At 38.3% G+C, this 22,592-nt stretch carries 31 protein-coding genes, 1 tRNA gene and 1 pseudogene; 11 read left to right on the plus strand and 22 right to left on the minus strand.

Features of this window, described 5'->3' with window-relative positions; all coding sequences use genetic code 11:
• Window positions 1-32: 32 nt before the first annotated feature.
• The 7 genes and pseudogenes from ACE199_RS07445 to ACE199_RS07475 form a co-directional block, all read right to left on the minus strand.
• On the minus strand, window positions 33-620 hold the full coding sequence (locus tag ACE199_RS07445) for a histidine phosphatase family protein (protein WP_375349188.1): 588 nt from the start codon (window positions 618-620) through the stop codon (window positions 33-35).
• Window positions 621-963: 343 nt separating this feature from the next.
• The gene (locus ACE199_RS07450) at window positions 964-1,476 is read right to left on the minus strand and encodes a GrpB family protein (protein ID WP_375349189.1); all 513 of its coding nucleotides are present in this window, start codon (window positions 1,474-1,476) and stop codon (window positions 964-966) included.
• A gap of 39 nt (window positions 1,477-1,515) precedes the next feature.
• Window positions 1,516-2,043 (minus strand): GrpB family protein, encoded by a 528-nt coding sequence (locus ACE199_RS07455; RefSeq protein ID WP_375349190.1) that lies wholly within the window; start codon window positions 2,041-2,043, stop codon window positions 1,516-1,518.
• 96 nt (window positions 2,044-2,139) lie between these two features.
• Window positions 2,140-2,637 carry a DfrD/DfrG/DfrK family trimethoprim-resistant dihydrofolate reductase gene (gene dfr, locus ACE199_RS07460; RefSeq protein ID WP_375349191.1) on the minus strand — a complete coding sequence of 166 codons (498 nt, stop codon included), beginning with the start codon at window positions 2,635-2,637 and terminating at the stop codon, window positions 2,140-2,142.
• A gap of 137 nt (window positions 2,638-2,774) precedes the next feature.
• Window positions 2,775-2,966 (minus strand): hypothetical protein, encoded by a 192-nt coding sequence (locus ACE199_RS07465; protein ID WP_375349192.1) that lies wholly within the window; start codon window positions 2,964-2,966, stop codon window positions 2,775-2,777.
• A 179-nt stretch (window positions 2,967-3,145) separates the two neighbouring features.
• Window positions 3,146-3,364, minus strand: a complete 219-nt coding sequence (locus tag ACE199_RS07470) for a tautomerase family protein (RefSeq protein ID WP_375349193.1) — start codon at window positions 3,362-3,364, stop codon at window positions 3,146-3,148.
• Between the two features lie 44 nt (window positions 3,365-3,408).
• Window positions 3,409-3,558: pseudogene (locus ACE199_RS07475) on the minus strand (HXXEE domain-containing protein); the annotation flags it as partial.
• A 59-nt stretch (window positions 3,559-3,617) separates the two neighbouring features.
• Between ACE199_RS07475 and ACE199_RS07480 the strand changes: the two are divergent.
• Window positions 3,618-4,049, plus strand: coding sequence for a hypothetical protein (locus tag ACE199_RS07480; RefSeq protein WP_375349194.1), 432 nt, complete (start codon window positions 3,618-3,620; stop codon window positions 4,047-4,049).
• Window positions 4,050-4,165: 116 nt separating this feature from the next.
• Window positions 4,166-5,254, plus strand: coding sequence for a site-specific integrase (locus tag ACE199_RS07485; protein ID WP_375349195.1), 1,089 nt, complete (start codon window positions 4,166-4,168; stop codon window positions 5,252-5,254).
• Window positions 5,255-5,441: 187 nt separating this feature from the next.
• Here ACE199_RS07485 and ACE199_RS07490 read toward each other — a convergent pair.
• Window positions 5,442-5,514, minus strand: a tRNA-Val gene (locus ACE199_RS07490).
• 151 nt (window positions 5,515-5,665) lie between these two features.
• Complete coding sequence (locus ACE199_RS07495; protein WP_375349196.1) at window positions 5,666-6,223, minus strand: phosphatidylglycerophosphatase A family protein; 558 nt, start codon at window positions 6,221-6,223, stop codon at window positions 5,666-5,668.
• Between the two features lie 172 nt (window positions 6,224-6,395).
• Here ACE199_RS07495 and ACE199_RS07500 point away from each other — a divergent pair, with 172 nt between their 5' ends.
• From ACE199_RS07500 to ACE199_RS07520, 5 genes are all read left to right on the plus strand, one after another.
• Window positions 6,396-7,118, plus strand: a complete 723-nt coding sequence (locus tag ACE199_RS07500; RefSeq protein ID WP_375349197.1) for an alpha/beta hydrolase — start codon at window positions 6,396-6,398, stop codon at window positions 7,116-7,118.
• Window positions 7,119-7,198: 80 nt separating this feature from the next.
• Window positions 7,199-7,714: a 2'-5' RNA ligase family protein gene (locus tag ACE199_RS07505; protein WP_375349198.1), complete on the plus strand. Its 516-nt coding sequence runs from the start codon at window positions 7,199-7,201 to the stop codon at window positions 7,712-7,714.
• 4 nt (window positions 7,715-7,718) lie between these two features.
• A complete protein-coding gene (locus ACE199_RS07510; protein ID WP_375349199.1) occupies window positions 7,719-8,144 on the plus strand; it encodes a GNAT family N-acetyltransferase in 426 nt (141 codons plus the stop codon).
• Window positions 8,145-8,338: 194 nt separating this feature from the next.
• Entirely contained in the window at window positions 8,339-8,587 is a 249-nt protein-coding gene (locus tag ACE199_RS07515) for a hypothetical protein (RefSeq protein WP_375349200.1), read from the plus strand.
• A gap of 85 nt (window positions 8,588-8,672) precedes the next feature.
• The gene (locus ACE199_RS07520; RefSeq protein ID WP_375349201.1) at window positions 8,673-9,161 is read left to right on the plus strand and encodes a spore coat protein; all 489 of its coding nucleotides are present in this window, start codon (window positions 8,673-8,675) and stop codon (window positions 9,159-9,161) included.
• A 46-nt stretch (window positions 9,162-9,207) separates the two neighbouring features.
• Here ACE199_RS07520 and ACE199_RS07525 read toward each other — a convergent pair whose 3' ends face one another.
• Complete coding sequence (locus ACE199_RS07525; protein WP_375349202.1) at window positions 9,208-9,507, minus strand: hypothetical protein; 300 nt, start codon at window positions 9,505-9,507, stop codon at window positions 9,208-9,210.
• A 191-nt stretch (window positions 9,508-9,698) separates the two neighbouring features.
• Between ACE199_RS07525 and ACE199_RS07530 the strand changes: the two genes are divergently transcribed.
• Window positions 9,699-11,969: a UvrD-helicase domain-containing protein gene (locus tag ACE199_RS07530; protein ID WP_375349204.1), complete on the plus strand. Its 2,271-nt coding sequence runs from the start codon at window positions 9,699-9,701 to the stop codon at window positions 11,967-11,969.
• Between the two features lie 312 nt (window positions 11,970-12,281).
• On the opposite strand, the gene spoVIF is transcribed toward ACE199_RS07530, so the two are convergent.
• The 12 genes from spoVIF to ACE199_RS07590 all read right to left on the minus strand — a co-directional run bounded on the left by spoVIF (window position 12,282) and on the right by ACE199_RS07590 (window position 18,574).
• The gene (gene spoVIF / locus ACE199_RS07535; RefSeq protein ID WP_375349205.1) at window positions 12,282-12,536 is read right to left on the minus strand and encodes a sporulation-specific transcription regulator SpoVIF; all 255 of its coding nucleotides are present in this window, start codon (window positions 12,534-12,536) and stop codon (window positions 12,282-12,284) included.
• Window positions 12,537-12,748: 212 nt separating this feature from the next.
• Window positions 12,749-13,102 (minus strand): zinc ribbon domain-containing protein, encoded by a 354-nt coding sequence (locus tag ACE199_RS07540; protein ID WP_375349206.1) that lies wholly within the window; start codon window positions 13,100-13,102, stop codon window positions 12,749-12,751.
• On the minus strand, window positions 13,045-14,115 hold the full coding sequence (locus ACE199_RS07545; RefSeq protein WP_375349207.1) for a transposase: 1,071 nt from the start codon (window positions 14,113-14,115) through the stop codon (window positions 13,045-13,047). Before ACE199_RS07545 ends, ACE199_RS07540 begins: the two co-directional genes overlap by 58 nt.
• Before the next feature lie 195 nt (window positions 14,116-14,310).
• Window positions 14,311-14,448, minus strand: coding sequence for a YjcZ family sporulation protein (locus ACE199_RS07550; protein ID WP_375349423.1), 138 nt, complete (start codon window positions 14,446-14,448; stop codon window positions 14,311-14,313).
• A gap of 98 nt (window positions 14,449-14,546) precedes the next feature.
• Window positions 14,547-14,903, minus strand: coding sequence for a stage V sporulation protein AE (spoVAE, locus tag ACE199_RS07555; protein ID WP_127759415.1), 357 nt, complete (start codon window positions 14,901-14,903; stop codon window positions 14,547-14,549).
• A gap of 18 nt (window positions 14,904-14,921) precedes the next feature.
• The gene (spoVAD, locus tag ACE199_RS07560; RefSeq protein ID WP_375349208.1) at window positions 14,922-15,947 is read right to left on the minus strand and encodes a stage V sporulation protein AD; all 1,026 of its coding nucleotides are present in this window, start codon (window positions 15,945-15,947) and stop codon (window positions 14,922-14,924) included.
• A gap of 3 nt (window positions 15,948-15,950) precedes the next feature.
• Complete coding sequence (spoVAC, locus tag ACE199_RS07565) at window positions 15,951-16,418, minus strand: stage V sporulation protein AC (protein ID WP_375349209.1); 468 nt, start codon at window positions 16,416-16,418, stop codon at window positions 15,951-15,953.
• A 22-nt stretch (window positions 16,419-16,440) separates the two neighbouring features.
• Window positions 16,441-16,935 (minus strand): YhcN/YlaJ family sporulation lipoprotein, encoded by a 495-nt coding sequence (locus ACE199_RS07570; protein WP_375349210.1) that lies wholly within the window; start codon window positions 16,933-16,935, stop codon window positions 16,441-16,443.
• Window positions 16,936-17,157: 222 nt separating this feature from the next.
• Entirely contained in the window at window positions 17,158-17,292 is a 135-nt protein-coding gene (locus ACE199_RS07575) for a hypothetical protein (RefSeq protein WP_375349211.1), read from the minus strand.
• Between the two features lie 64 nt (window positions 17,293-17,356).
• A complete protein-coding gene (locus ACE199_RS07580) occupies window positions 17,357-17,722 on the minus strand; it encodes a DUF1360 domain-containing protein (RefSeq protein ID WP_375349212.1) in 366 nt (121 codons plus the stop codon).
• 4 nt (window positions 17,723-17,726) lie between these two features.
• A complete protein-coding gene (locus ACE199_RS07585; RefSeq protein WP_375349213.1) occupies window positions 17,727-18,284 on the minus strand; it encodes a hypothetical protein in 558 nt (185 codons plus the stop codon).
• An 11-nt stretch (window positions 18,285-18,295) separates the two neighbouring features.
• Entirely contained in the window at window positions 18,296-18,574 is a 279-nt protein-coding gene (locus ACE199_RS07590) for a hypothetical protein (protein WP_375349214.1), read from the minus strand.
• Window positions 18,575-18,745: 171 nt separating this feature from the next.
• Between ACE199_RS07590 and ACE199_RS07595 the strand changes: the two genes are divergently transcribed.
• Genes ACE199_RS07595 through ACE199_RS07605 form a run of 3 tightly spaced genes read left to right on the plus strand, consistent with a single transcriptional unit; the run spans window position 18,746 to window position 22,567 of the window.
• The gene (locus tag ACE199_RS07595; protein WP_375349215.1) at window positions 18,746-19,867 is read left to right on the plus strand and encodes a GerAB/ArcD/ProY family transporter; all 1,122 of its coding nucleotides are present in this window, start codon (window positions 18,746-18,748) and stop codon (window positions 19,865-19,867) included.
• Window positions 19,836-21,389, plus strand: a complete 1,554-nt coding sequence (locus ACE199_RS07600; protein ID WP_375349216.1) for a spore germination protein — start codon at window positions 19,836-19,838, stop codon at window positions 21,387-21,389. The genes ACE199_RS07595 and ACE199_RS07600 overlap by 32 nt, the downstream gene beginning before the upstream one ends.
• On the plus strand, window positions 21,386-22,567 hold the full coding sequence (locus ACE199_RS07605) for a Ger(x)C family spore germination protein (protein WP_375349217.1): 1,182 nt from the start codon (window positions 21,386-21,388) through the stop codon (window positions 22,565-22,567). The genes ACE199_RS07600 and ACE199_RS07605 overlap by 4 nt, the downstream gene beginning before the upstream one ends.
• Window positions 22,568-22,592 lie beyond the last annotated feature (25 nt).

Below are 22,592 nucleotides of genomic sequence, written 5' to 3' on the forward strand. Positions count from 1 at the left end.
ATCTGGCCCCTCGGGCCAGATACCCTAAACTCCTAATCCTCCCCTAAATATGGAAATAACTCAGAATGAAGTGGCTCGCTTTTGAAGTGATCGCTCTGGCTCAAATCAATATTGACAAAAACAACTTCATATCCATTTCCCCGACCTTTGGGTTTAATTACAATACCAGTCATATAATCTATATTACCAAGCTCTAATTCTTTTGGGAAACTATGACCAATTATTACCTTATTTTGTCCTGAAGAGGGTGGACGCTCTAACAATCGTATAAAATCATCTATTATTACTTTTCTCTCAGCATCAGTAAGTGTTGGTACTTCACTTAAATCAACAATTTTAGCCAATGAACGTTCAATACGGATAGGGTTATTGCTAAAAGCTAATTTTGCAGTGTCAAGAGCTCTACAAAAAGGACTGGAAATTACAAAGGGTTCGATTGGTATTCCTTTCTCTCTAAAAACTTTTCCAATCAAGATTGCTTGTTGTTTACCAGTCTCACTTAAATTCCTCTGGGTCTCACAATTTTCAAATATCACAGTTGGCTCATCTTTTCCTACTGTTGCTTCACCATGCCTGAAATAGATAATATAACCACCGTTCTGGAGCTTCTCAATTGTCATGTCAACCTCCACTACTCTATTTAAGATAAGTGATAAAAATGTAATACTTTGTTTAAGCATCCTATATCTAAGTTATCTTCAAAAAATGATACTTATTCCAGATGAAGAAAAACTCATATTAAACTAAACTCTCCGTTACTTATAAAATGACAATAAAGTTATTTACTTTTAAAAGCTCAAACCAGCATAACCCCGTTCTAAATTTAGGACGGGGTTAAAAATATAGTTGTTTAATTTTTGATGTAAGATACTTCACTATACTAAAAAATATAACAATAAAGTCGTTTGAAAATCTAAGTTTTATTCAAAAAATAGCGCCCTATAGTTGAATAACAAACTGATATTATTTGATCATTCGATTTAAGATAGACTTAACGAAATCAGTTTTATCTTCAGCATATTTATGTTTATTACCTTGGCTTACTGATGATAGATCCTGTTTAAGTTTTTCATATTGATTTCTTACCGTTTCATTTTCTCTCAAATAATCTCTAAACCTTAACTGCTCAAGTAAATATCTACTTCCACTTTGATACATATGTATTTGATGTGTTCTTGGCTCACCTTTGTTAAAGTAATGTCTATCTGGTAATACATTTGTCCCTTTGTAAGAGTACCCTAGTTCTTCTAGAGACTTTACACATTTTTCCCCATCCTGAAAATCCTTCACCTCAATAGCAATATCTATAATGGGCTTTGCACTTAAATTCTTTACTGCTGTACTTCCAATATGATGAACATCTACTATATAAATACCAATTACATCTTGTATCCTCTTTTTCTCTAATATAAATTCCGTTTCCCATTCAGTTGTCCAAGGAACTAAAAATACCTCACCTTTTGGTAATCCAAGCACTTTCTATACCTCCCCATGCGCGCCCGTTTGTTGAAAATCTTAAGTTCTTTGTCTTAGAGAACTCCAGTTCATTGCTTTTTTCACTAATTCATTAACAAAATCCTGTTTATAATCTTGATACTTATGAATATCATTTGGGAACTGCCTAGCCAATTTTATTTTTAACTCTCCATAACTTTTTGCGTCCTCTGGAAATTTAATTAAGTAATCCTTGAAATCTAAATGTATCCTTATGTTTTCATTTCCCTCTTGATAGATATGTACGTGATGAGTTCTTTTTTCCTTACCCTTTGGGAAATACCTTCTACCTGAAATTCCATTTTCTCCTCTTGGGTCATACCCTAGTGACAACATATTTTCGTTATATAAATCAACTTTTTCAATATCTTTTACAACTATCAATATATCTACAATAGGTTTTGCAAAACCTATTGATGGTATAGAAGTACTCCCTATATGGTAAATTCCAAGTATCTCATCTTTAAAAATATTTTTAAGTATTTTTTCTTCTTTATAGTATTGTTTTATCCAATCTTCTGTCCAAGGAAGTATTTTAGTTTTTCTCATTGGCGCCCCCTAAATGCCTCTTTTGTTTAAGTACATCTCCATTAAATGGCCCGATTCATTAAGAAGAGCACATTTCTTGCTACAGAAATGCGCCCTTTAGTTGAATAAAGTTTTTCTTTCATAAACATAAAAGTAGTAGTTATAAGGGTTTTTGTCATTCTTGACCCCTTTTTCAACAGATACTTCTTTCCACTCATTAAAATTAACTTCAGGAAAAAATGTATCTCCTTCGAATTCATGATAAATTTTTGTAATGTGCATTTTTTCTACATAAGGTAAGAACATATTATAAATCTGTTCTCCCCCGAAAATGAAAATCTCTTCTTCATCTTTACATAACTCAAAAACATCTTCGATTGAATGGACAATTTCACAACCATCAAAGTTAAAATCCTTATCTCTAGTCAGAATAATATTCCTTCTGTCAGGTAAAGCTCTTCCGATTGACTCAAAGTTCTTTCTACCTAATATAATTGGACGTCCCTTTGTAGTGTCTTTAACATACTCCCAATCCTTTGGAATTCTCCAAGGGATGTCATTCTCTTTGCCAATTACTCTATTCATATCCATCGCAACGATTAAAGAAACTTTCATAATATATAACACAGCCTTTTTTGACTATTTTACCATGTAATTTTTTATTTCAATCTTTTACTCAATAAAATGGCCCGATTCATTAAGAAGAGCACATTTCTTGCTACAGAAATGCGCCCTTTAGCTTAATAAGCGTTTTATGTGTCATTATCCAAATCACTATCAAGAAATGATTTTTTATCACCTTTAACCCCATACTTCTTTTCGATAAATTGACCAACCACAGACTTGTTAATACCATCTTTGACTGCTGCCGAAATTACTATATACAGAATAAATAGACCAACAATCCAAAGAATTATAGAAAAAACTAAGGAACCGAAAACCACTTATTACTCCCCCAAACGAACAACCAATATCTTCCTTGTATTTTACCATCAAAACCTTCAACCTTATTCAACAATCCTGCCCGTTCGCATAAGAGGCCATTGCTCTAATTGAACAATCGCGCCCGATTGCGGAAGATCGTTATTAAAGGAAAAGCATCCGTTGCTTTAATATGAAATCCTTATTCTATTCCTTTTTTGCCGAAACCGTCACCAAATTTTAGTGAATGTAGTTGTCCATTAGAAGCCCAATTTTCTCGTTCATATTCATCAAATATTACTGTTAACCATTCTTGTTTTACATTTAAACTATTTACTGCTTCTTTTGTAATTACTTCAACAAATTGTTGTTTTTGCTCACATGTTCTACCTTTGGCCAACTTAACAGTAATTATAGGCATATTCTTTTATCCTCTCTTTCTAATCATTCAAAGCTCCTTAATATTTAATCGATATATGTAAAAGGCGATATTTTTCCACCGATTTTAAACATTAATGGAATAAGTGCTAATAAACTAATTCCTATAACTAACGTTGAAATTATTAACTCTTTCCATAAAATCAAATCGCCTTCAAACATTTGATAAATAATTATTATCTATTTAAGTATTAAAGAATAATATACTGCTCTTTTTAAATTAAAAGCCTAAAATTATGGTATCATTTACCTATGAAATTAATCCTAAATACAAAGGTGATAAAATGTTAATAGTTAAGACGAAGGAACAATTAAAACAAGCTAAAGAAAATAAAGTAAAGGAATTTACTGTAGTAGGAGACCTTGCTGAAAAATTATATAAAGCACAAAAAATCAGTAAATTAAGTAAAAAAGCCGCAGTTGCATTAGCTGGAGCTGTTGGCGTTGGAGCTGCAGCTGCACCATTTACAGCTGGCACTTCTTTCGGCATAACTGCATTTGCTACAACGGCAGCAGCTTCTGCTGTAGGGACAGGCACTATTATCGCTGCAATTTCTGTAGGTGGAGTATTATTAGTTTATACAATTTATCAAGGCTATAGTTTTAAAATAGTAAAAACTAAGGACGGAATAGAAATTGAATTTACAAGTAAACATCACAGTAAATAGTAACGAATAGATAGATACTTGTGATTATCAACTACGCTACATTATGCATGAAAATAATGTTACATACCCATACTATTTACCACACCCTACCTCCATCTCAACATGGAGGTTTCTTAATGTCAGTTAAAAAAACAGGTAAAGTATGGTCATTTCGAATCGACGCTGGAATTGATGATCGAACCGGCAAACGAAAACAAGTATATCGTAGTGGTTTTAAGACGAAGCGCGAAGCTATAGCGGAAATGAATAGGCTAAAAGCAGAGATTATGAATGGAGAATATAGCGAGCCTTCAAAGACTTTATTTAAGGATTATATTCAAAGCTGGCTTTACGATACTCATAGGCATGAAGTACAACATCCTTCTTTTGAAGTCGGAGAAACGATTGTACGTGTTCATTTAATCCCTTACTTTCAATCTATCCCTTTGGCGAAAATTACAACGTATGATATTGATCAATTGTACGCTCAAAAATTACATGACGGACTGGCTAATGCGACTGTAAAGAAAATACACAATCTTTTATCTAAAGCGTTGCAGAAGGCTGTGAAGTGGGGATTAATCAAGAATAATCCAGCTAAAGATGCTTCCCCTCCCTCTATCCATAAAACGCCTAAACAAATATGGACATTGGGAGAAGCGAGGGCTTTTCTAGAAGTTTGTGAGCAAGAAAATGAGCTTATACCTTTCCTATTAGCCATCTTTACAGGCATGAGGCGAGGAGAAATTCTCGCTTTAAGATGGAAAAACGTCGACTTAGACAAAGGAGTTATACACGTAGAAGAATCCTTAGCCCGTATAAAAGCAAAAGGTTTATTCGTAAAAGAAGTAAAAACTTCTCATTCACGGCGTGACGTGTATTTATCAGCTAGCGTACAAGAGGCTTTGGTTAGATATAGAGAGAAACAAGCACCCAATAAACTAGGTTTAGTCATTTCATCAAAAGCTGGCGGCTACCTCGAACCACGAAATCTTATTCGTAAGTTTAAAGCTCTTACGAAGAAAGCAAACGTTCCTGACATTCCGTTTCACAATTTGAGACATACTCATGCGACGATTTTAATGCGAATGGGTGAAAATCCAAAAGTCGTTAGTGAACGGTTAGGACATGCTAGAGTCGGAATTACGCTTGATATCTACTCACACACAAATGAAGAAATGCAGAAGAAAACAGCCAATCGGTTTGATGATCGCTTCTGGACATAACGGACAAAAAAGCACATAAAAACAAATAATGGAATCCTTATGACTGTAAGACAAAGTGACAGCCTCGTGCAGCTTCTGTGCAGTATTTGTGCAATGCATAAAAATTCAGGGATAAAATGGATATGCCAGCAAATAAAGAAAAAGCCCAAACCCTTGATACATAAGGATTTGAGCCTTGTTTAAATGATGACCTGTGAGGGACTTGAACCCCCGACCCCCACCCTGTCAAGGTGATGCTCTCCCAACTGAGCTAACAGATCGTATGTATACTATCTATCTTCTATTATATAAACAATTAATCAAAAGTCAACTAAATGAACTCTACCTATTTGCTTAAGGTTTAGCATAATTATTCGTCACTATTTAAGAAGAAGCTGCCTAAAAGTAGAACTTTCAAACAGCCTCCTCCTTCTACCTTACTAATTCCGCTTCTGCACGAACCGCTCTCTCACCTTTCAATATGCCATCTTCCTCATCTCTAATGCGGTGAGCGAGTCTAGAGGCAGCGTTAGCAGCAATGCTCCCGATTAAATCATCTAAGAACGTATGAACCTTACCTTCCGCTTTCGTATCGAGCTCTTTAATAAGGCCTAATTTCTTTTTGTCTAAATGGCCGAATGTTGTCACGGCAATACTCCCGTACGAAAGGGCTGCTCCAAAGGCAAGTGTTTCATCCACTCCGAATAACCCTTCATCCGATTCAATAATCGATTGCAGCGGCTCCGATAATTTCTTTTGTTCTGCCAGTCGATCCAGCTCAATGCCAACGAGAATGGCATGCTGCATTTCTCTTTTTAAAAGCACGCGTTCCACGCTATCTATACAATCTGCTAATGTTAAATCATGGTTATATGGTATCTGCATTTCGTAGACAATTTCAGCAATCGCCTCAATGCTTACCCCTCGTTCTAGTAACGCCTCTCTTGCTGCTTTCGTTACTTCTCTACTATGTACGCGTTTTGCTGTCATGTTATTCCGCTCCCAACTTGAGTTATGCCCTTCCATTATATCACTATATGAAGAACTGCTTTACTTTTTCTGAGCATGGTTCTTAATCATTTAACGAGAAATGACAAGCTCTTTTATGCTAAAATAGCCTCGTACGTTGGTCGATTATTTTTCATTATAGGAGTGCTGGCATATGAGTACACAGCGAGGAACGATTAAAGAATATAGATTCAAAAGCGAGGCATTATCGGAAGAAATCGAACTGCTCGTCTACTTGCCTTTCAATTTCTCTCCATTATATAAGTATACGCTCGTTATCGCACAGGACGGACGCGATTATTTTCAAATGGGGAAAATTGGACGCGTAGCCGATGAGCTTTTATCCAATGATGAGATTGAACAGATTATTATTGTCGGAATCCCTTATCAAGATCGCTTTGACCGCAGACGTAAATATCATCCAGATGGAGAGCAGCATGAGGCATATGTTCGCTTCTTAGCACATGAACTTGTTCCATTTTTAGATGCAGAGTTTCCTACTTATCAAATGGGATACGGTCGCGCGCTTATCGGTGATTCACTTGGGGGAACGGTTTCTTTATTAACGGCATTGAAGTATCCACATACGTTTGGCAAAGTCATTATGCAGTCGCCCCTTGTCGACGAAACGGTTATGAAAGCTGTACAAAATTTCGAAGAGCCTCATCTGTTAGAGCTGTATCATGTAATTGGGACAGAAGAAACCGATGTGCCAACGACAGATGGAAAGCGTGCGAATTTTATTGAACCGAATCGAGAGCTGCATCAATTATTGAATAAAAAAGGCTTTCCTTATTTTTATGAAGAATTTAAAGGCACACACACTTGGAAGTATTGGCAAGCAGATTTAAAAAGAGCATTATTGGAAATGTTTTAATGATTCATGTAAAATAAATCCAAACGCCTTTTTACCATTCATCATCAGTCTTAAAAATAATATATTGGAGGTTACGATCTATGAAATATGGTGTTGTTATTTTCCCTTCGAAAAAATTACAGGATATCGCAAACTCCTACCGTAAACGTTACGATACGAAATATTCCTTTATTCCTCCGCATATTACACTCAAAAGCTCATTTGAGGCGACTGAGGAAGAGCTGACAACGATTGTAGGTCGTGTACGACAAGCTGCAAGTAAAGTGCAGCCATTTTTAATTAACGTAACAAAAGCAAAATCGTTTCAACCAGCTAACAATACGATTTATCTAAAAGTAGAGGCTGCACCAGAACTAGATACGCTCTATCAAGCGCTTCATGGTGAAGGCACTCATAAAACAGATGTGGAGTATGCATTCAGTCCGCATGTTACGATTGCTCAAGAATTATCCAATGATGAACATTTAGATGTCATGGGACAGCTAACTAATTTAAATGTAGACCACCAAGAAAAAGTAGATCGTATTCACCTGCTATATCAATTAGAGGACGGTGTTTGGACCGTATACGAAACTTTCCGATTAGGAGCTGAATAAGTTAGTGTTTGTAAAAATTGCAAAAACACCCGAAGAACGTAACGATGCCTACTATGTCAGAAGAACGGTATTCGTTGACGAACAACATGTACCGGCAGAAGCTGAAATCGATCAATTCGAGGAAGATGCCGTTCATTTCGTACTATACAATGGGCAAGAACAACCAATTGGGGCTGGCCGCTATCGTGTCGTCGATGGAATAGCGAAAGCGGAACGTATTTGTGTGCTTGCGAATGGCCGCGGCAAAGGTTCAGGAGCTCTTATTATGAAAGCGATTGAACAGGATGCCGCCGAGCGTCATGTATCGCAAATCAAGCTATCGTCCCAAGTTCACGCGATTCCCTTTTATGAAAAGCTCGGTTATCATACGATTTCTGAAGAATATATGGATCAAAATATTCCTCATAAAACGATGATAAAAGATTTATAATGTTCTCACCCGCTGATGATTCAGCGGGTTTTTTCTTTGCCTTACAAAAGTGTTAGCACACACCTCTCAGCTCTGCTAACCATTCATAACGTTATTTAACAAAATCCCTCTAAAAAATCCACATCTGTCTGAAACCAATCTCCGCCAATGTACATAGTCTACTTAAGAACCATAAGTAAGGAGGGAAAGATCCAATGAATGATGACTTCAATTTGGATGAATCACAAAAGAGATTGATGGAGCTTCTCGTTTCTAGAACATTAAACAAATATGGAGTAAAGCGTGGTAGCCAGAATTTATCGGAAAGAGAAAAAGAAAATTTAAAAGCAACCATCCAAAGTTTACAAAAACAGGCTGACCTTCTTATCAACAGTCAAAAGAGCGTCACTGAAAATGATGTAAACCCAGTAACAAACACATATGAAATAAAGGATAAAAAATAGCTAAATAAATCGTGGCTTTCGTCCAACCAGATTGACTAGTACCGCATATTTTAGTAAGGAATAAAACCTAAGGAGGAAAAACTATATGAACCAAAATGTATTTCGCAGCAGCTGTCAAGATCATAATGATCATTCTGACGACAGAAGATGGTCTGCATTAGATCGTGATACACGTCATCCACTTGATTGCCATAATGATGACAATGTGATTGAACAAGAAGCGGCACAACTAAATTCTCAAGTTCAAGTTTCTGAAGAGCTTATCTATATTAAAGATTCTTGCGATGTAAACGTAACTTCAACAGATGTAAAGGCTGCTCTTTCCCTTCAAGCTGCTCTACAAGCTGCAATTGCTGTTGTCGTAAGCATCTCTATTGCTGACAGCAGCGACGCAAACCGCATCACACAAGACTTAATCCAATCTTCTCGCACAAGACAAATCACTCGCCAAAAAACAATCGTTGAAAATAGCCGTGACATCGATATCACAACAACAGACGCTCAAGTTGCTCTAAACATTCAACTGCTTCTTCAATTATTGCTAGCTCTTATCGTAGAACTAGACATTCTATAAGCTGCTCCACAAAAAAGGACACATCATGTGTCCTTTTTCCTTGCTTCTAAATTAATTCATTAATATACAGCCCTTTACCAGTAATTCTCGCTTTCGTATTCTCAATCATTTTTGGATGGACTCTATTTACATACAGAGAATTTTCGTACTTTTGACGACGGTCATGTTGCTGACGATTCCATTGGTGCTTCATAAATTGCACTCCCTCTATTTCTTCGCGTACATAAGGCTTTATCGGCGGAGCGGCAATAGTACGATTCACCACCTTATCTCTTCGAACGGCTCCAAAAGTACGATTCGCATATTGAATATAATCATAGGGTGTGACAGGTGCAATATATCCCATTTCCCTCCACCTCTTCCTTTCATTATTTTTAATATATTCACCGATATAAGAATGTTGATTTTTGGCTCCTGCTAGATGAAATGCGCTGATGTCAGAACATCCTTTTGAATTTATCTAGTCTTTTTGTTTCTAGTATGTTTTGCTATGATGAGATATACGGATATTTTTAAAAGATTTGAGGTTTATATAGAATGAAGCTAGCAAAATCAGGAGATGAACTCATTAACCTACAATATATTTCAGCAAGTCAGCTGCAAACCTTATTTGATCAAGGAAAGCGTAATGAACTTATTTGTCCAGCCTGCCTTGAACAAGTGAAACTTTACTTAGGTATCCATGAACCGCCTTATTTTTATCACCAACGAACAACAAATCCCTGTCCAGGAGCGGTAGTTGAGGCCAAAAGTGTTCCCAAAACGGAAAGTAGTATGGAGCTGAATGGTTTTAAGCTTCCAACATCAAGAACAATTACAGAAGAAAAAGTGGAGCCTGCTCCTTTTCTAAAAGCTCGGCCGATTTCAAAAAATCCCGCGTTTGTGGAAACGACTTCCGTGCCATCAACCATTACTAGTACGTACTTGAATGCTTTACAAACAATAGGTATACAGCTCGATCAGGAACAATTGCTGGCCGCTACAACTGTGGATGGACCCGTTCTCGTCTTATCTGGTGCCGGCAGTGGGAAAACCCGCGTTTTAACAGTGCGTACAGCTTATATGCTAATGGAGCAGCAAATTAACCCAAGATCGATTATGCTCGTTACGTTTACAGCAAAGTCAGCGAAAGAAATGCAACAGCGTTTACTTACCTATCCAAACATGAGTCCTTCCCTCGTCTCCCAAATCGTGAGCGGCACCTTTCATAGTATTTTTTATAAAATTCTACTGTTTCATGAACCTCAAAAATGGCGACGAGATTTACTGCTTAAATGGGACTGGGAGAAGGAAAAGATTTTGAAGCAAGCAGGTCGAGAACTTGAGTTAGATGAGAAAGAGTTTGCCTATGACCAAGCGCTCGGTCAAATTGGCTTATGGAAAAACTCACTCGTTTTCCCTCGTGATGTGAGAGCTGAAGATGATTGGGAGAAATCTTGCTTATTTTTATATCAAAAATATGAGGAATATAAAGCGCAAAACGGATACTATGATTTCGATGATATGCTTGTCGGCTGCTATCAATTCCTTCAAAATCATCCTGACTTACTTTTGAAATATCAACAACGATTTCGCTATTTTCTTATTGATGAATTTCAAGATATTAATAAAATTCAATATGAATTAATTAAAATCCTTTCCATTTTGGAAAAAAATGTTTTTGTCGTCGGCGATGATGATCAAGCGATTTATTCATTCCGTGGAAGTGATCCGCAATATATTTTAAACTTCGCCCACGATTTCCCGGGAACAAAAACGATTAAATTAACCGAAAACTACCGCTCTTCGCACGAAATTGTTTCGACTGCGAATCGAATTATTAGTCGTAACCAGAAGCGCCTTAGTAAAACAATGCATGCCCAGCATAATAACGGTGCAGCTCCCATTTTATTTTATCCATATGATGAAGAAGCAGAAGCGACGATGATTTTAACGGATATCCAAGAAAAGCTCGCAAAAGGAGCAAGGCCTAGCGACTTCGCCATTCTGTATCGCACGCATTCGATGTCACGTGCTATTTTTGAACGGCTCGCTGCTTCAAATATCCCCTTTATCATTGAAAAAGACGCAGAATCCTTTTATCAACGGCGAGTGATTCGCGGAATTTTAGCGTTTTTACGTTTAAGTGTAAATCCAGATGATACAAAAGCAGCAGGCGATGTACTGTCTGCGCTCTTTTTAAAGCAAAGTGTGCTGCAGGAATTAAAAGCTCAAACCATTCTTCAAGACTGCGATTATATTGATGCTTTTGGCTTTGTCAAAACAAAACATGCTTTTCAAGAACGCAAATTAAAAAAGATTCCAGCTCAAATTCGCAGTTTAAAGAACTTATCTCCGCTTGCTGCGTTAGAAATCATCGAAAAGGACTTAGGCTATCAAGATTTTATCAAGAAGCGCGGGAATGAAGCGGGCATTGAGAAGGGCTCTGATGATATTCGGGATTTACGCGTTGCCGCTAAACGCTTCGATACGGTGGAAGCGTTACTAGAACATGTCGACCATATGACAGCGATGATTCAAGAAGTAAAGCAATGGTCGAAGCAAGACATCGATGCGATTCAATTAACGACCATTCATCGTGCGAAAGGGCTCGAATATGAATCCGTGTATTTATTAGCCGCTGTGGACGGCAGCTTACCGCATGACTTCTCCCTTGAAGCCTATCGCAAAGGAGAGCTTGCTCCATTAGAGGAAGAACGAAGGTTGCTATATGTTGCTGCAACTCGGGCGAAACAACAGTTATCCATCTCCGTTCCCCAAACTCGGCGCGGTAAAACAGCCTATCCTTCGCGCTTTTTAAAAATTTAACTCGTGAAACGGGGCTGTCCTAAGTCTGTTATCCTGACTTGGGACAGCCCCTTCCTTTGCTTGTTTCCCCGATTTTATCCTTTAATTCCCGGATGAAGGACTTTTTCCTGGCTGGATTCCTCCATTTTGTCCTTCAACACTCTTTAAAGACCGCTAAAAAGGCATTATCTAACGAAAGCGATTATTCAACTGAACGGAGGGGCTATCCTGAAAGTCATTTTTCATGACTTTTAGGATAGCCCCGTTTTTGTGGACGAACTATAAAATTTGCTATATATTTTTCCGCCGATAAACGGGCGCCTTCCGCTTTTCTTATTTTTTATTAATCATTTGCGAAATCGTGCTGAAATCCAGTTGTTTTCCGTCTGCGATAATAGATTGAACAATTTTGTCTTCCATGTCTTGACTAACCGGTTTATTCGCTATTTTAGAAACACGTTTAATGACATTTCGTACCGTGGCTTCATCCTTGAAATTTGCACCTTGAAGAGAGCTGGCTAATTCAAAGATATCCTTCATGTTCACACCCGTTTTGCTTTCAATGTTCTTAAAGAGATTTTGATCCATTCTTTAAGACCTCCTTTTCTGTACCTATCCTATGACATTCAGAAAAAAAGGTGCTTGAACTTCTTATCTGACCACTCCCATGGCTTAAGCCATGGGGTTCTTTCTCACAAACATCCCACTTACCACCTTCCATAAGAAGAGGCAGAGGCGAGACTTGGGTGAGCAACACTTGAGAGAAAAACAGTCTTTCAAGAGGGCAAGGTCTGTGCCGACTACGCCGTTCGACCGGCGATACTTTTTCCTGTTGGAGGTTTGTCCTTAAGAGAGGAATCTCCTTGTTTTTTAGACAAAAACCGTTGATACCAAACAGGCTGTTTGAACACCACGGAAACAAGTGGTTGGACGGCCATGTGATGGTGTTTACGCGCAATATTTTGAGCACCATTTACATCACGATGGATTTCTGTTTTGTGAACAGAACAACTAAACGTTCTTCCCTTTGCCCGATGTCTTCCTCCGCAAAACGGACAGTCTTGAGACGTATAGCTTTCCTCGGTTTCTGTTACGACTATGCCTCTAATTTTCGCTTTATAGGTGAGTTTTGTTTGATTTTCCCTTGATTCCACAGGGACAGTTGTTGTCTTCTCACTTTGTTCTGTTTTCGTTTCTTTTGTTCGTTCTTCTTGGTCCCCTTTTCGATGCCTGACACGTTTCCAATCACCAAGTGTGTTACTTTTTCTACTTCCAAAAAGGCGACAATCTCTTTCGTCGTTTTATGTTCCAGGGCTTCGAGTTGGTTGTTGCTTGTTTGGCGTAGGCGATTTCTGGCGTATTGGTACTTTTTCCATCGACGAGATCCTTTTTTACAACGGGACATTTTCTTGCTTAAGTCCGCTAAAGCTTTGGTACGGAATTGAGAGATACTGCGCATCGCACGTCCTGACAAGACAAGCGCTCGATCTTCGGTGGCCACCGTGACCGCATGAATTTCTCCTAAATCTCCACCTGCCACCTTCTTCTCATACGCAGACAGATCTTGTTCAGGAACTTGAACCGCATAACAAAACCAATACGCTCCGTTCCGCCAGACAATTTCCGCATAGTTACATGCGTCTAAGTGTTCTTCTGATCGATTAGGAATGACAACCGAGCAATGGTGCTTCGGAACCTTTTCGTTCCAGTTTTTCTTTTTCTTCTTCGTTAAAAGGTCAGAGAGGGAGAATCCATAGTCTACTTTTTTAATCGTGATGGTGTTTGTTGAAATGTCCATAGAAGCTTTTTTTAAGGGGATACAATAATAATATTTTCTTCGCCACGGATACTTGGCTTTTTGATCCGTTTTTCGTAACTGACGAATCGTTTCACGGTTGGCCGCATATTTATCCGCGATGGCCTGAACCGTTTGCGAATGAAGATTGTAGGTTTGTTTTCGAATGGCTTGAATCTCGGTTTTACTTAACCACTTTTTATAAGCGAAATAATAGGAAGTGGATTCTCGAACGATATCATTCCAAACGGAGGCCGCTTCTCGTTGCATCGTTCTTAACTCTTCATATAAGCTGGAATCATAGGGAATTTGAAAGGAATGAGTCACAAACAGATTGATTTGCCTCCTTTTTCTTTGACCTACACTTATCATAATAGAACATTTGTTCCTAAAACAAGAGTATATCCTATAAAAAATCGAACCTTTGACGTGTCATCCAACACGCCGGTTCGACCTCACTCTCATCCCATCCCTAAAGGGGGTGTGACTCACACCGTAATGGGCTTTCTCATTCGGAAAATCGGTAATCGCAAAAAGGAATAGGCTATCTACCTATTCCCTTTGGTGTTAACAAAATGATGCACCAACAATGATTAAAAGGATAAACAACACAACGATTAAAACAAATGTAGAGCCCCCGCTGAAGCCGCCATATCCATAACCTTGGCATCCATATCCAGCACCGCCCCAACCGTAACCGAACATATTCATTCACCTCGCTTCTAGCGTAGCTTACTCATAACATATGAGGAGAATAAAAGTATGTATAGGCTTAGTCACTAATGAAGCAGGCCTATTTCGCTTCAACCTTTTGGTCTAAACAATAATGCGCCAATAAAACCAAAAACAATGGCCGCTGAGATTCCTGAACTTGTTACTTCAAACATACCTGTTAATACGCCGATAAGCCCATGCTGCTCCGCCTCTTGCAGCGCTCCATGTACGAGGGAGTTACCGAACGAGGTAATCGGAATCGTTGCACCAGCTCCGGCAAAATCAATGAATGGTTCATATAAACCGACTCCATCTAATATAGCCCCGATAACAACGAACAAACTTAAGGTATGGGCAGGAGTTAACTTGGCTACATCAAAAAGCAATTGCCCAATAACGCAAATAAGTCCACCAACGACAAACGCCCAAAAAAACATTGCTAGCATCTATGTAGCTCCTTTCGTTTAACAAACTGTTCCATATTCAATGGCGACTGCATGCGCGATGCACGGAATGCTCTCTTTTTGCTGAACGGACAGCGGCGATAAAAGCGCTCCCGTGGCCACAACTAATATTTTCTGATACTTGCCTTTTTTCATCTCATTTAAAAGATGACCATACAAAACAACGGCAGAGCAGCCAGCACCGCTTCCACCGGCTAACACAGGCTGATCAGGCTTAAAAATAAGCAATCCGCAATCTTGAAACTTTTCCTTATCCATCTGACATCCTCTTTGCTGCAATAAGTCATACGCTGTCTCTCTTCCTATTTCCCCTAAATCTCCCGTTACAATTAAATCGTAATCATCTGGTGTTAGGCCTGTATCCTCAAAATGAGCCAAGATTGTATCCACAGCAGCTGGAGCCATTGCTCCCCCCATATTAAAGGGATCTTTCAACCCCATATCGATGACTTTTCCAATCGTCGCTGATACGGCATAGGGAAACTGACCGGTAAGCCCCTCTGAACGAGTGACAAGGGCAACTCCCGCTCCTGTAATCGTCCATTGAGCTGTCGGCGGCTTTTGCCCTCCATATTCAGTCGGGTAACGAAACTGTCTTTCAGCCGCTGCATTATGACTGGATGCACCAGTTAATACATGATGGGCTCCTCCATAATTAACAATAAATGATGCTAGTGCCAGCCCTTCCATCGACGTTGAACAAGCTCCATATAATCCGAAATATGGAATCGCATTCGTTCTTGCTGCAAAACTTGTCGGCGTAATTTGATTCGTTAAATCACCCGCAAGAAAGAATTGGATATCTTCTTTTTGTACGTTTCCTTTTTGCAAAGCAATCTCAACTGCCTTTTCCATTAAGAGCCGATGTGCTTTCTCATAAGACTCTTGCTCCATCCATAAATCATCATATAAAAGATCGAAATCTTCAGGAAGGGCACCATTGGATTCAAACGGTCCCCCCGTCACGCCTGTTTCAAGAATAACGGGTTTATTCTGAAACGCCCATGACTGCTTTCCAATTAGCATCGTTTACCCTCCAACTATCTTTAGATAAATCGTTTTAATAAGCGCAACGACAAAGGCTGAAAAAACCCCAAATAAAATAACGGAGCCGGCTAACTTAAACATATTCCCCCCAACGCCTAATACAAAGCCCTCGGTACGATGCTCAATTGCGGCTGATATAACAGCATTTCCAAACCCTGTAACCGGAACAGCACTGCCTGCACCACCAAATTGACCGATATGATCATATACACCAAATCCTGTTAATAAAAGAGAAAGGAAGACCATCGTTGCAACAGTAGGATTTCCAGCTGTCTGCTCAGTAAAATCAAAATAATAAATGTAGAAATACGTAATCGCCTGTCCAATTAGACAAAACATACCACCTACTAGGAATGCCTTCACACAGTTTTTAAAAACAGGTCGCTTCAGCTCATGCTTGCTTTGCAATTTTTGATAGGCTTCCTGTTTAGCTGTTTGATCTTTTGACACAGTAACGCCTTCCTTCTTACACTTATGTTAATTCTTCATGCAACTTAATAATTTCTTCATATTTTTGCTTCGCTTTTTTCTCAGGAACATCTTTCGCTTTCAACATTTCATTTAAACGAAATAATTCTAAGAAGATTTTATAGTCACTAGACACAATAAAATGAAAATCTGGATACTTATCGTTTAACTGTTTTTTCACTTTCTTTTCAATCTTTTTCATATGAAATCGTTTCATATGCTTCACTTTATACGCTACTAAAATGTCTTTGTCCTTTTTCACAACGATTACATCATAGATTTCTTCATCCTTTGCTACGGTCTTCTTAACATCCGTAATTAGTCCTTCATTAGGATTTTCTTTCCCATAGTCGTCGTTGTCCATCCCATAAATAACGTCCATCGGCTTTGGATTTGTTCGCTCCATTAAGACTAAATCGTCCTTCTTTCCTCCCTCCTTATTGGCACATCCCGTTATCATTAATAAAACAGCAATCCAAACCATGACTATCTTCTTCATCCTGTCACTTCCTAAATCATCATTCTATCTATTATTTTCTTGTTTATAGCGCATTTTATGAATGGTAGGATTCGGTAATTAGAACAGTCTAGCAGAAGCATTGAGCAAATGAGAAGAACTGCTTTGAGACAAAAATTGTATAATCAACGATAGGGTTTAACAAAGCCAAAAATAAAAAAGGCTGTTCCAAAATTTATTGTTGGAACAACCTTTTATTATTATTTAGTACGTTTGTCTTTTATTTTTATTACATCCGCAATCTTTCTTAATCTTTGTCGGTTCTGCTTTTTTTACTGGTTTTGCATAGGCCCACACTTCCGGTCTATAGGTCCACACTTCCGGTCTATTTGTGTTCAACAAAAACCCCTCCTTTTCTTTACCTATACCCTCATACTATGAAAAAGGAGACAAGTTGGTCTCGTCAATCACCTAGCCATTTCGTAACGAGAACTTCGAGAATCGAAGCAATAGCAGCTATGGCTAGAATTAAAATGATAAATTCCCCAGCCGGCCACTTACTCATATACAAACCAAATAGCAATAAGCTCATCCATACACCTGTGCACCAATAGCAAGCTAATAATTCACCTATCCAGCCTCTAATTCCCCGATCTTTAGGAACTAAATAAACGGTAACGTTCCCTCCTTCATCTTTTTCCTCCACTTCATTAAAGAAAGGGCGCCGCATAGGCTCTGTGATTTTGTCAAACACGATTAATCGTGTCAATCGAAATGCTGCTAACCCTAATATAAGAAGAACTGTAATCCCTATCTCATGCAAAAGCATCCATTCACCTCTTTATGACTTTGACTGATTCCAGATCCGATAGCCTAATAATGCGCACGCGGCGGCCGATTCTAATTTTGATCATTTCTCCGCGTATCCCTAATACTTCAAACTCTCTTTCTTCACCGAATAAATGAGCCACGCATGTCGGCCTTGGTTCTTCCTTTGAATGAGCCAGCCGGGTAATTGTCTCAACGACCGACTCTTGTTTTTGTTTTGGTCTTCTCTTCTTCTTTTTAATTACTACTTCTTCTACAACAGGCTGTTCTTCCTGTATCACCTGTGGCTCGGGTCTTTTTTGTTCACGATAAGGTTCGATCCATTGTGAAGCGGTGTGAATTTCCCTTTCTATTTCCGCCATCGCTTCATATACACCGAATTCACGTTTAATTTTTTCGATTTTTTCCTCTTTATCTAACGTCTGCTCTTGCTCACTCTCTTCTCGTTGTTCTTGCTCCTGCAAACGACTGTCTCGAGTTGAAAATACTTGTTTTGTACTCTCTGGCCGCACATCATAAATACGCGGCTTCGCCTGATTATTACCTTTCTCGTTATTTAACATATGACCAACCCCTATAAGTGTAGAATATCAATTGCCTGCAACTCCTCCATCTTATATGGTATGGCCTTTTTCCCAAAACGGTGTTTAATAAAAAGTATCGATTGCTGCTTATGAACAAGCCTGCCAACGAGTACTTGACCTTCAATCGTGAATTTACATACCGGTTGTCGTGCATATTTGGATAGTCGTAGTAACAACTCAATCATCTCTTCATTACTAAAGCGCTGCTGTTTCGTATTCACTGTTTGCACTCCATCGGTAACAGAAGAACTTTCCTTATTACCGTCCATGATGCCCCTCCTCAGATGATGTGAAATCAAGTCAGAAGCAAACAGATTTCTTATTTCTCTGTACTATGTATCAAATGTATGCTCCATTTCTTTCCTTCATGACAAAATTGGATAATCATGCTCGCTTTGGATAGGCTAGAAAATAATGATGAACAAGGGAGTATTTTAGCAATGAAAAGATATGATACCATTTCAATCCTCCAAGTTTCCTTTTTATTTATGACCGCTATTGGTTTAAAAAATCATGTGACCGTCATCCCCCATTTAGTAAGTGCAGGTAAAAGAGACGCTTGGATGTCTGTCGTATTCTCTGTCCTATGTATCCTGATTTGGGGATTTCTACTCAGATATATTTATAAAGCAACCGCACCACAGAACGTTTTTGAGTGGATTGGAGAACAGACCAATAAAAAAGTTGGCAGGATAATATCTATACTCACTAGCCTTTTCTGTATTTTCTTAGCTGCTATATCTTTGAAAGAACTAGTTGCATGGACAGCTGTTACCTATCTCCCTTTTACACCTAGTTTTGCTCTCATCACTTCACTCGTTGTTCTATGTTTATTTCTCGCTTTAACGAGTTTACAAACAATCGTCATGGTGAATACACTTGTTCTTATGGCTGTCATCGTCTTTGGTTTCTTTGTAGGCTTTGCAAACCTTCAACACAAAGATTTCACCCTTTTAAAACCTGTTCTGGAACATGGGTTTGAACCCGTTATACACGGGATGATTTTTCCATTATCTGGTCTCATCGAATTAATTGCGTTCCTATTTCTTCAACATAAACTCCATGGAAAAGTAACATATAAAACATTTGTGATTAATGTTTTCATTCTTGCTTGGTTAATCCTTGGTCCACTAATAGGCGCAATTATTGAGTTTGGACCATTAGAAGCGGCACGGCAAAAATATCCTGCCTTTGAGGAATGGGGACTTGTCTCCCTTGGAAGATTTATTGAGCATGTTGACTTTTTATCCATCTATCAATGGATTACCGGTTCCTTCATTCGAATTACGTTCTTTTTATTTCTTGCAATAGAGGTTCTAGCATTAAAAGATTCCACAAAAAGGAAATGGGTCATGATTATTTATTCAGTGATCATCATCGCTGCTAATTTAATTCCAACTAATGATATTGTGCTTCGTCATCTTATTGGAAGGGTTTTTATGCCATTAACCTTTTATTTCCTCTTCGCTTTATCCATTCTTATCGGTTTGTTCGTCTTCATGAAAAATCGAACAAAAAGGAGGATGAATTATGTACAAGATCAAGAAAAAACAACCACTTAAACTGAAAGAAATAAAGAAAAAAGAAACAGAGAAAACTAAAGAGACAAAGAAAACAAATTCATCCAACTTTTCAATAACAGAAGAAGAGTTGCGAAAAACCTTTGAACAAACAGAAGATGTGTTTTTAAATCCTAACACCTATCGTCCTACAGCGCCGATTAAAATCACTTTAATTGGCTGTGAGGGAATGGTCGATAGCACATTATTAAATGCTTTAGTATTTGAACGTTTAAACTTATTTTTCGACAAACATCCAACGGAAGATTTAACAAAAGACATGATTTGTGAATCTCTTTACTTGCCACAGCTCATGGAAGTTAAAGATAAAGAAATGATGTTTGCTGATATTTATTCCGGTAAATTACTGATTTTCTTTCACGAGTATCAGTTTTTGTACTCCATAAATATCGCCAAGCGTCCACAACGAAACCCAGAAGAAACGGCAACAGAGGTAACCGTTAAAGGTCCTAGAGATAATTTTATTGAAGATGCATCGGTTAATATTGCGTTAATTAGAAAAAGATTACGTACCAATTCATTACATATCAAAAATTTTGAAGTAGGGAAGCGGACCTTAACAAGAGTTTCCGTCCTCTATATGGATGAGATTGCGAATATGGATATGGTAGCTTCGCTTATAAAAGAAATTAAGGCAATCGATGTAGATGGAATTTATTCCGGCAATCAATTAATGGAGTTGATTGAGAAAACCTCTCCTTTCGTGCCTCGTCATCATTACACAGGAAGACCTGACTTTGCTGTTCAATGTTTACTAAAAGGACGAATCATAATCATTATTGATGGAGTCGCTTATGCAAATATTACACCGATTAACATCTTGTTTCTTCTTAAAACCAGTGAAGATGTAGAATATGCAAATGCGTTTACTTCTTTTGAAAGATTAATTCGTCTAACAGGGATTTTAATGGCTACTTTATTACCAGGTTTTTGGGTTGCCCTTACAACGTTTCATCAAGACCAGCTTCCTTTAATTTTACTAGCAACAGTCGTTGAAGCAAGGCGCGGGCTCCCATTGCCTACCGCATTAGAAGCGGTTATTATGCTTCTGCTCTTTGAACTATTTAAGGAGGCCGGAATGAGAATGCCTTCAGCGATTGGGACAACGCTAAGTGTTCTAGGAGGACTCATTATCGGGGATGCGGCCATTCGTTCAGGCTTAACAAGCCCGGCGATGCTTGTCGTCATTGCCGGATCTTCCATTGCCACCTTTACACTAGTTAATCAATCATTAATCGGAGTCATCAGCCTTTTCCGACTTGGCTGTATTCTATTGTCAGCTTTTTTCGGTTTATTTGGATTTCTCTATGCGCTCCATTTTTATATCACGTTTATTGCAAATATCCGTATTCTTGGGACGCCATTTTTAGACATAACAGCGAACTTAAATATTAAAACGATTGTCAAAGGGCTGCTTCGAATACCTAGTAAACTTGACACAACAAGGGCTCGAACTTTTTTTTCAAAAGATGCAACTAAACAAAGGAATGATGGACAACAATGAAAAAAAAGAAACTATGTTTGCTTTTGATTGTATGTAGTTTGTTGTTATCAGGCTGTTGGGATGCGAATGAACCGGAACGGCTTGTCTATGCCAATGGATTTGGGGTGGATTATAAAGATGGAAAAGTGATTGTCTATGTACAAATCATCAATTTAGGCAGCCTTGCCAAAGCAGAAAGTGGTGCAGGCGGTTCAACGAGTAAAGCAGATGTTGGGAGAGCTGAAGGACATACATTTGAAGAAGCGATATTTAGTTTATATCACACATCGGATCGTCGAATGTATTTAGGTCATCTTTCCTTTGTTGTTTTCTCTGAACAGGCTATAAAAGCAGGCATGCTTGAACATATAGCCGATTTTCTCGATCGTTATCGTGAAACCCGATATCGAATGTATTTCTTTGCAACAAAGGATTCGATTAAAGATATTATGTTAGTAAGTCCGATTGAAAATATTTCACTCGCATTTTCTAAGTTAAGTGACCCGCATGACAATTATCGTCAAAGCTCCTTTATCCCACCGATTGACTTAAGAGAGCTTATTATTAATTTTGATGAACCTCCTCATCAAGCGCAGTTACCTCTTCTTCAAATTTCAAAAAAGTGGACCGCTCAAGATGGACCGAAAAAGGAGCTGCTCATTGAAAAGGCTGCCATCATCTCAGATAATACCTTAATAAGCATCTTACCTAAGGAGATTATGAACGGAGCAAGACTCACTAATGAAGAATTTATTCGTGATAGTCTATACCTGTCTAAGAGGAGGAACGCCGACGTCTCTGTTCTTATTTATGATAAAAAATTAAAAATCAAACCTGTAGTGGACAAAGCTGGAAAGGTACGCTTTGATATAAAATTGAAAATTAACGCGAATATTCAAATGGTGAAAGAACAAGAAACAGTAAACGCATTGAAAAAAGAAATTAGCCAAGCAATGCGTGCTGAAGTCTATAGAACCTATCATTTTACACGCAAACAAAAGATTGACATATTTAGGCTTTCTGAAACCCTTTATCGGGATGACAATAAAACATGGAAAAAGGTGCAGAAAAACGGACTTGTTCCTTTAGAGGAAGATACAATTAAATCGCTTTCCATAAACGTTCAATTGAAAAATTCCGGTAAAATGGAATTGGGACCAATAATTGGGCAGCAACAAGATCGAGGAGATCAAAAATAAAAGCAGAGATCCGAATCTCCCGCTC

Origin of the sequence: Peribacillus sp. Hz7, from assembly GCF_042136355.1 — a bacterium.
GTDB lineage: Bacteria > Bacillota > Bacilli > Bacillales > DSM-1321 > Peribacillus > Peribacillus asahii_A.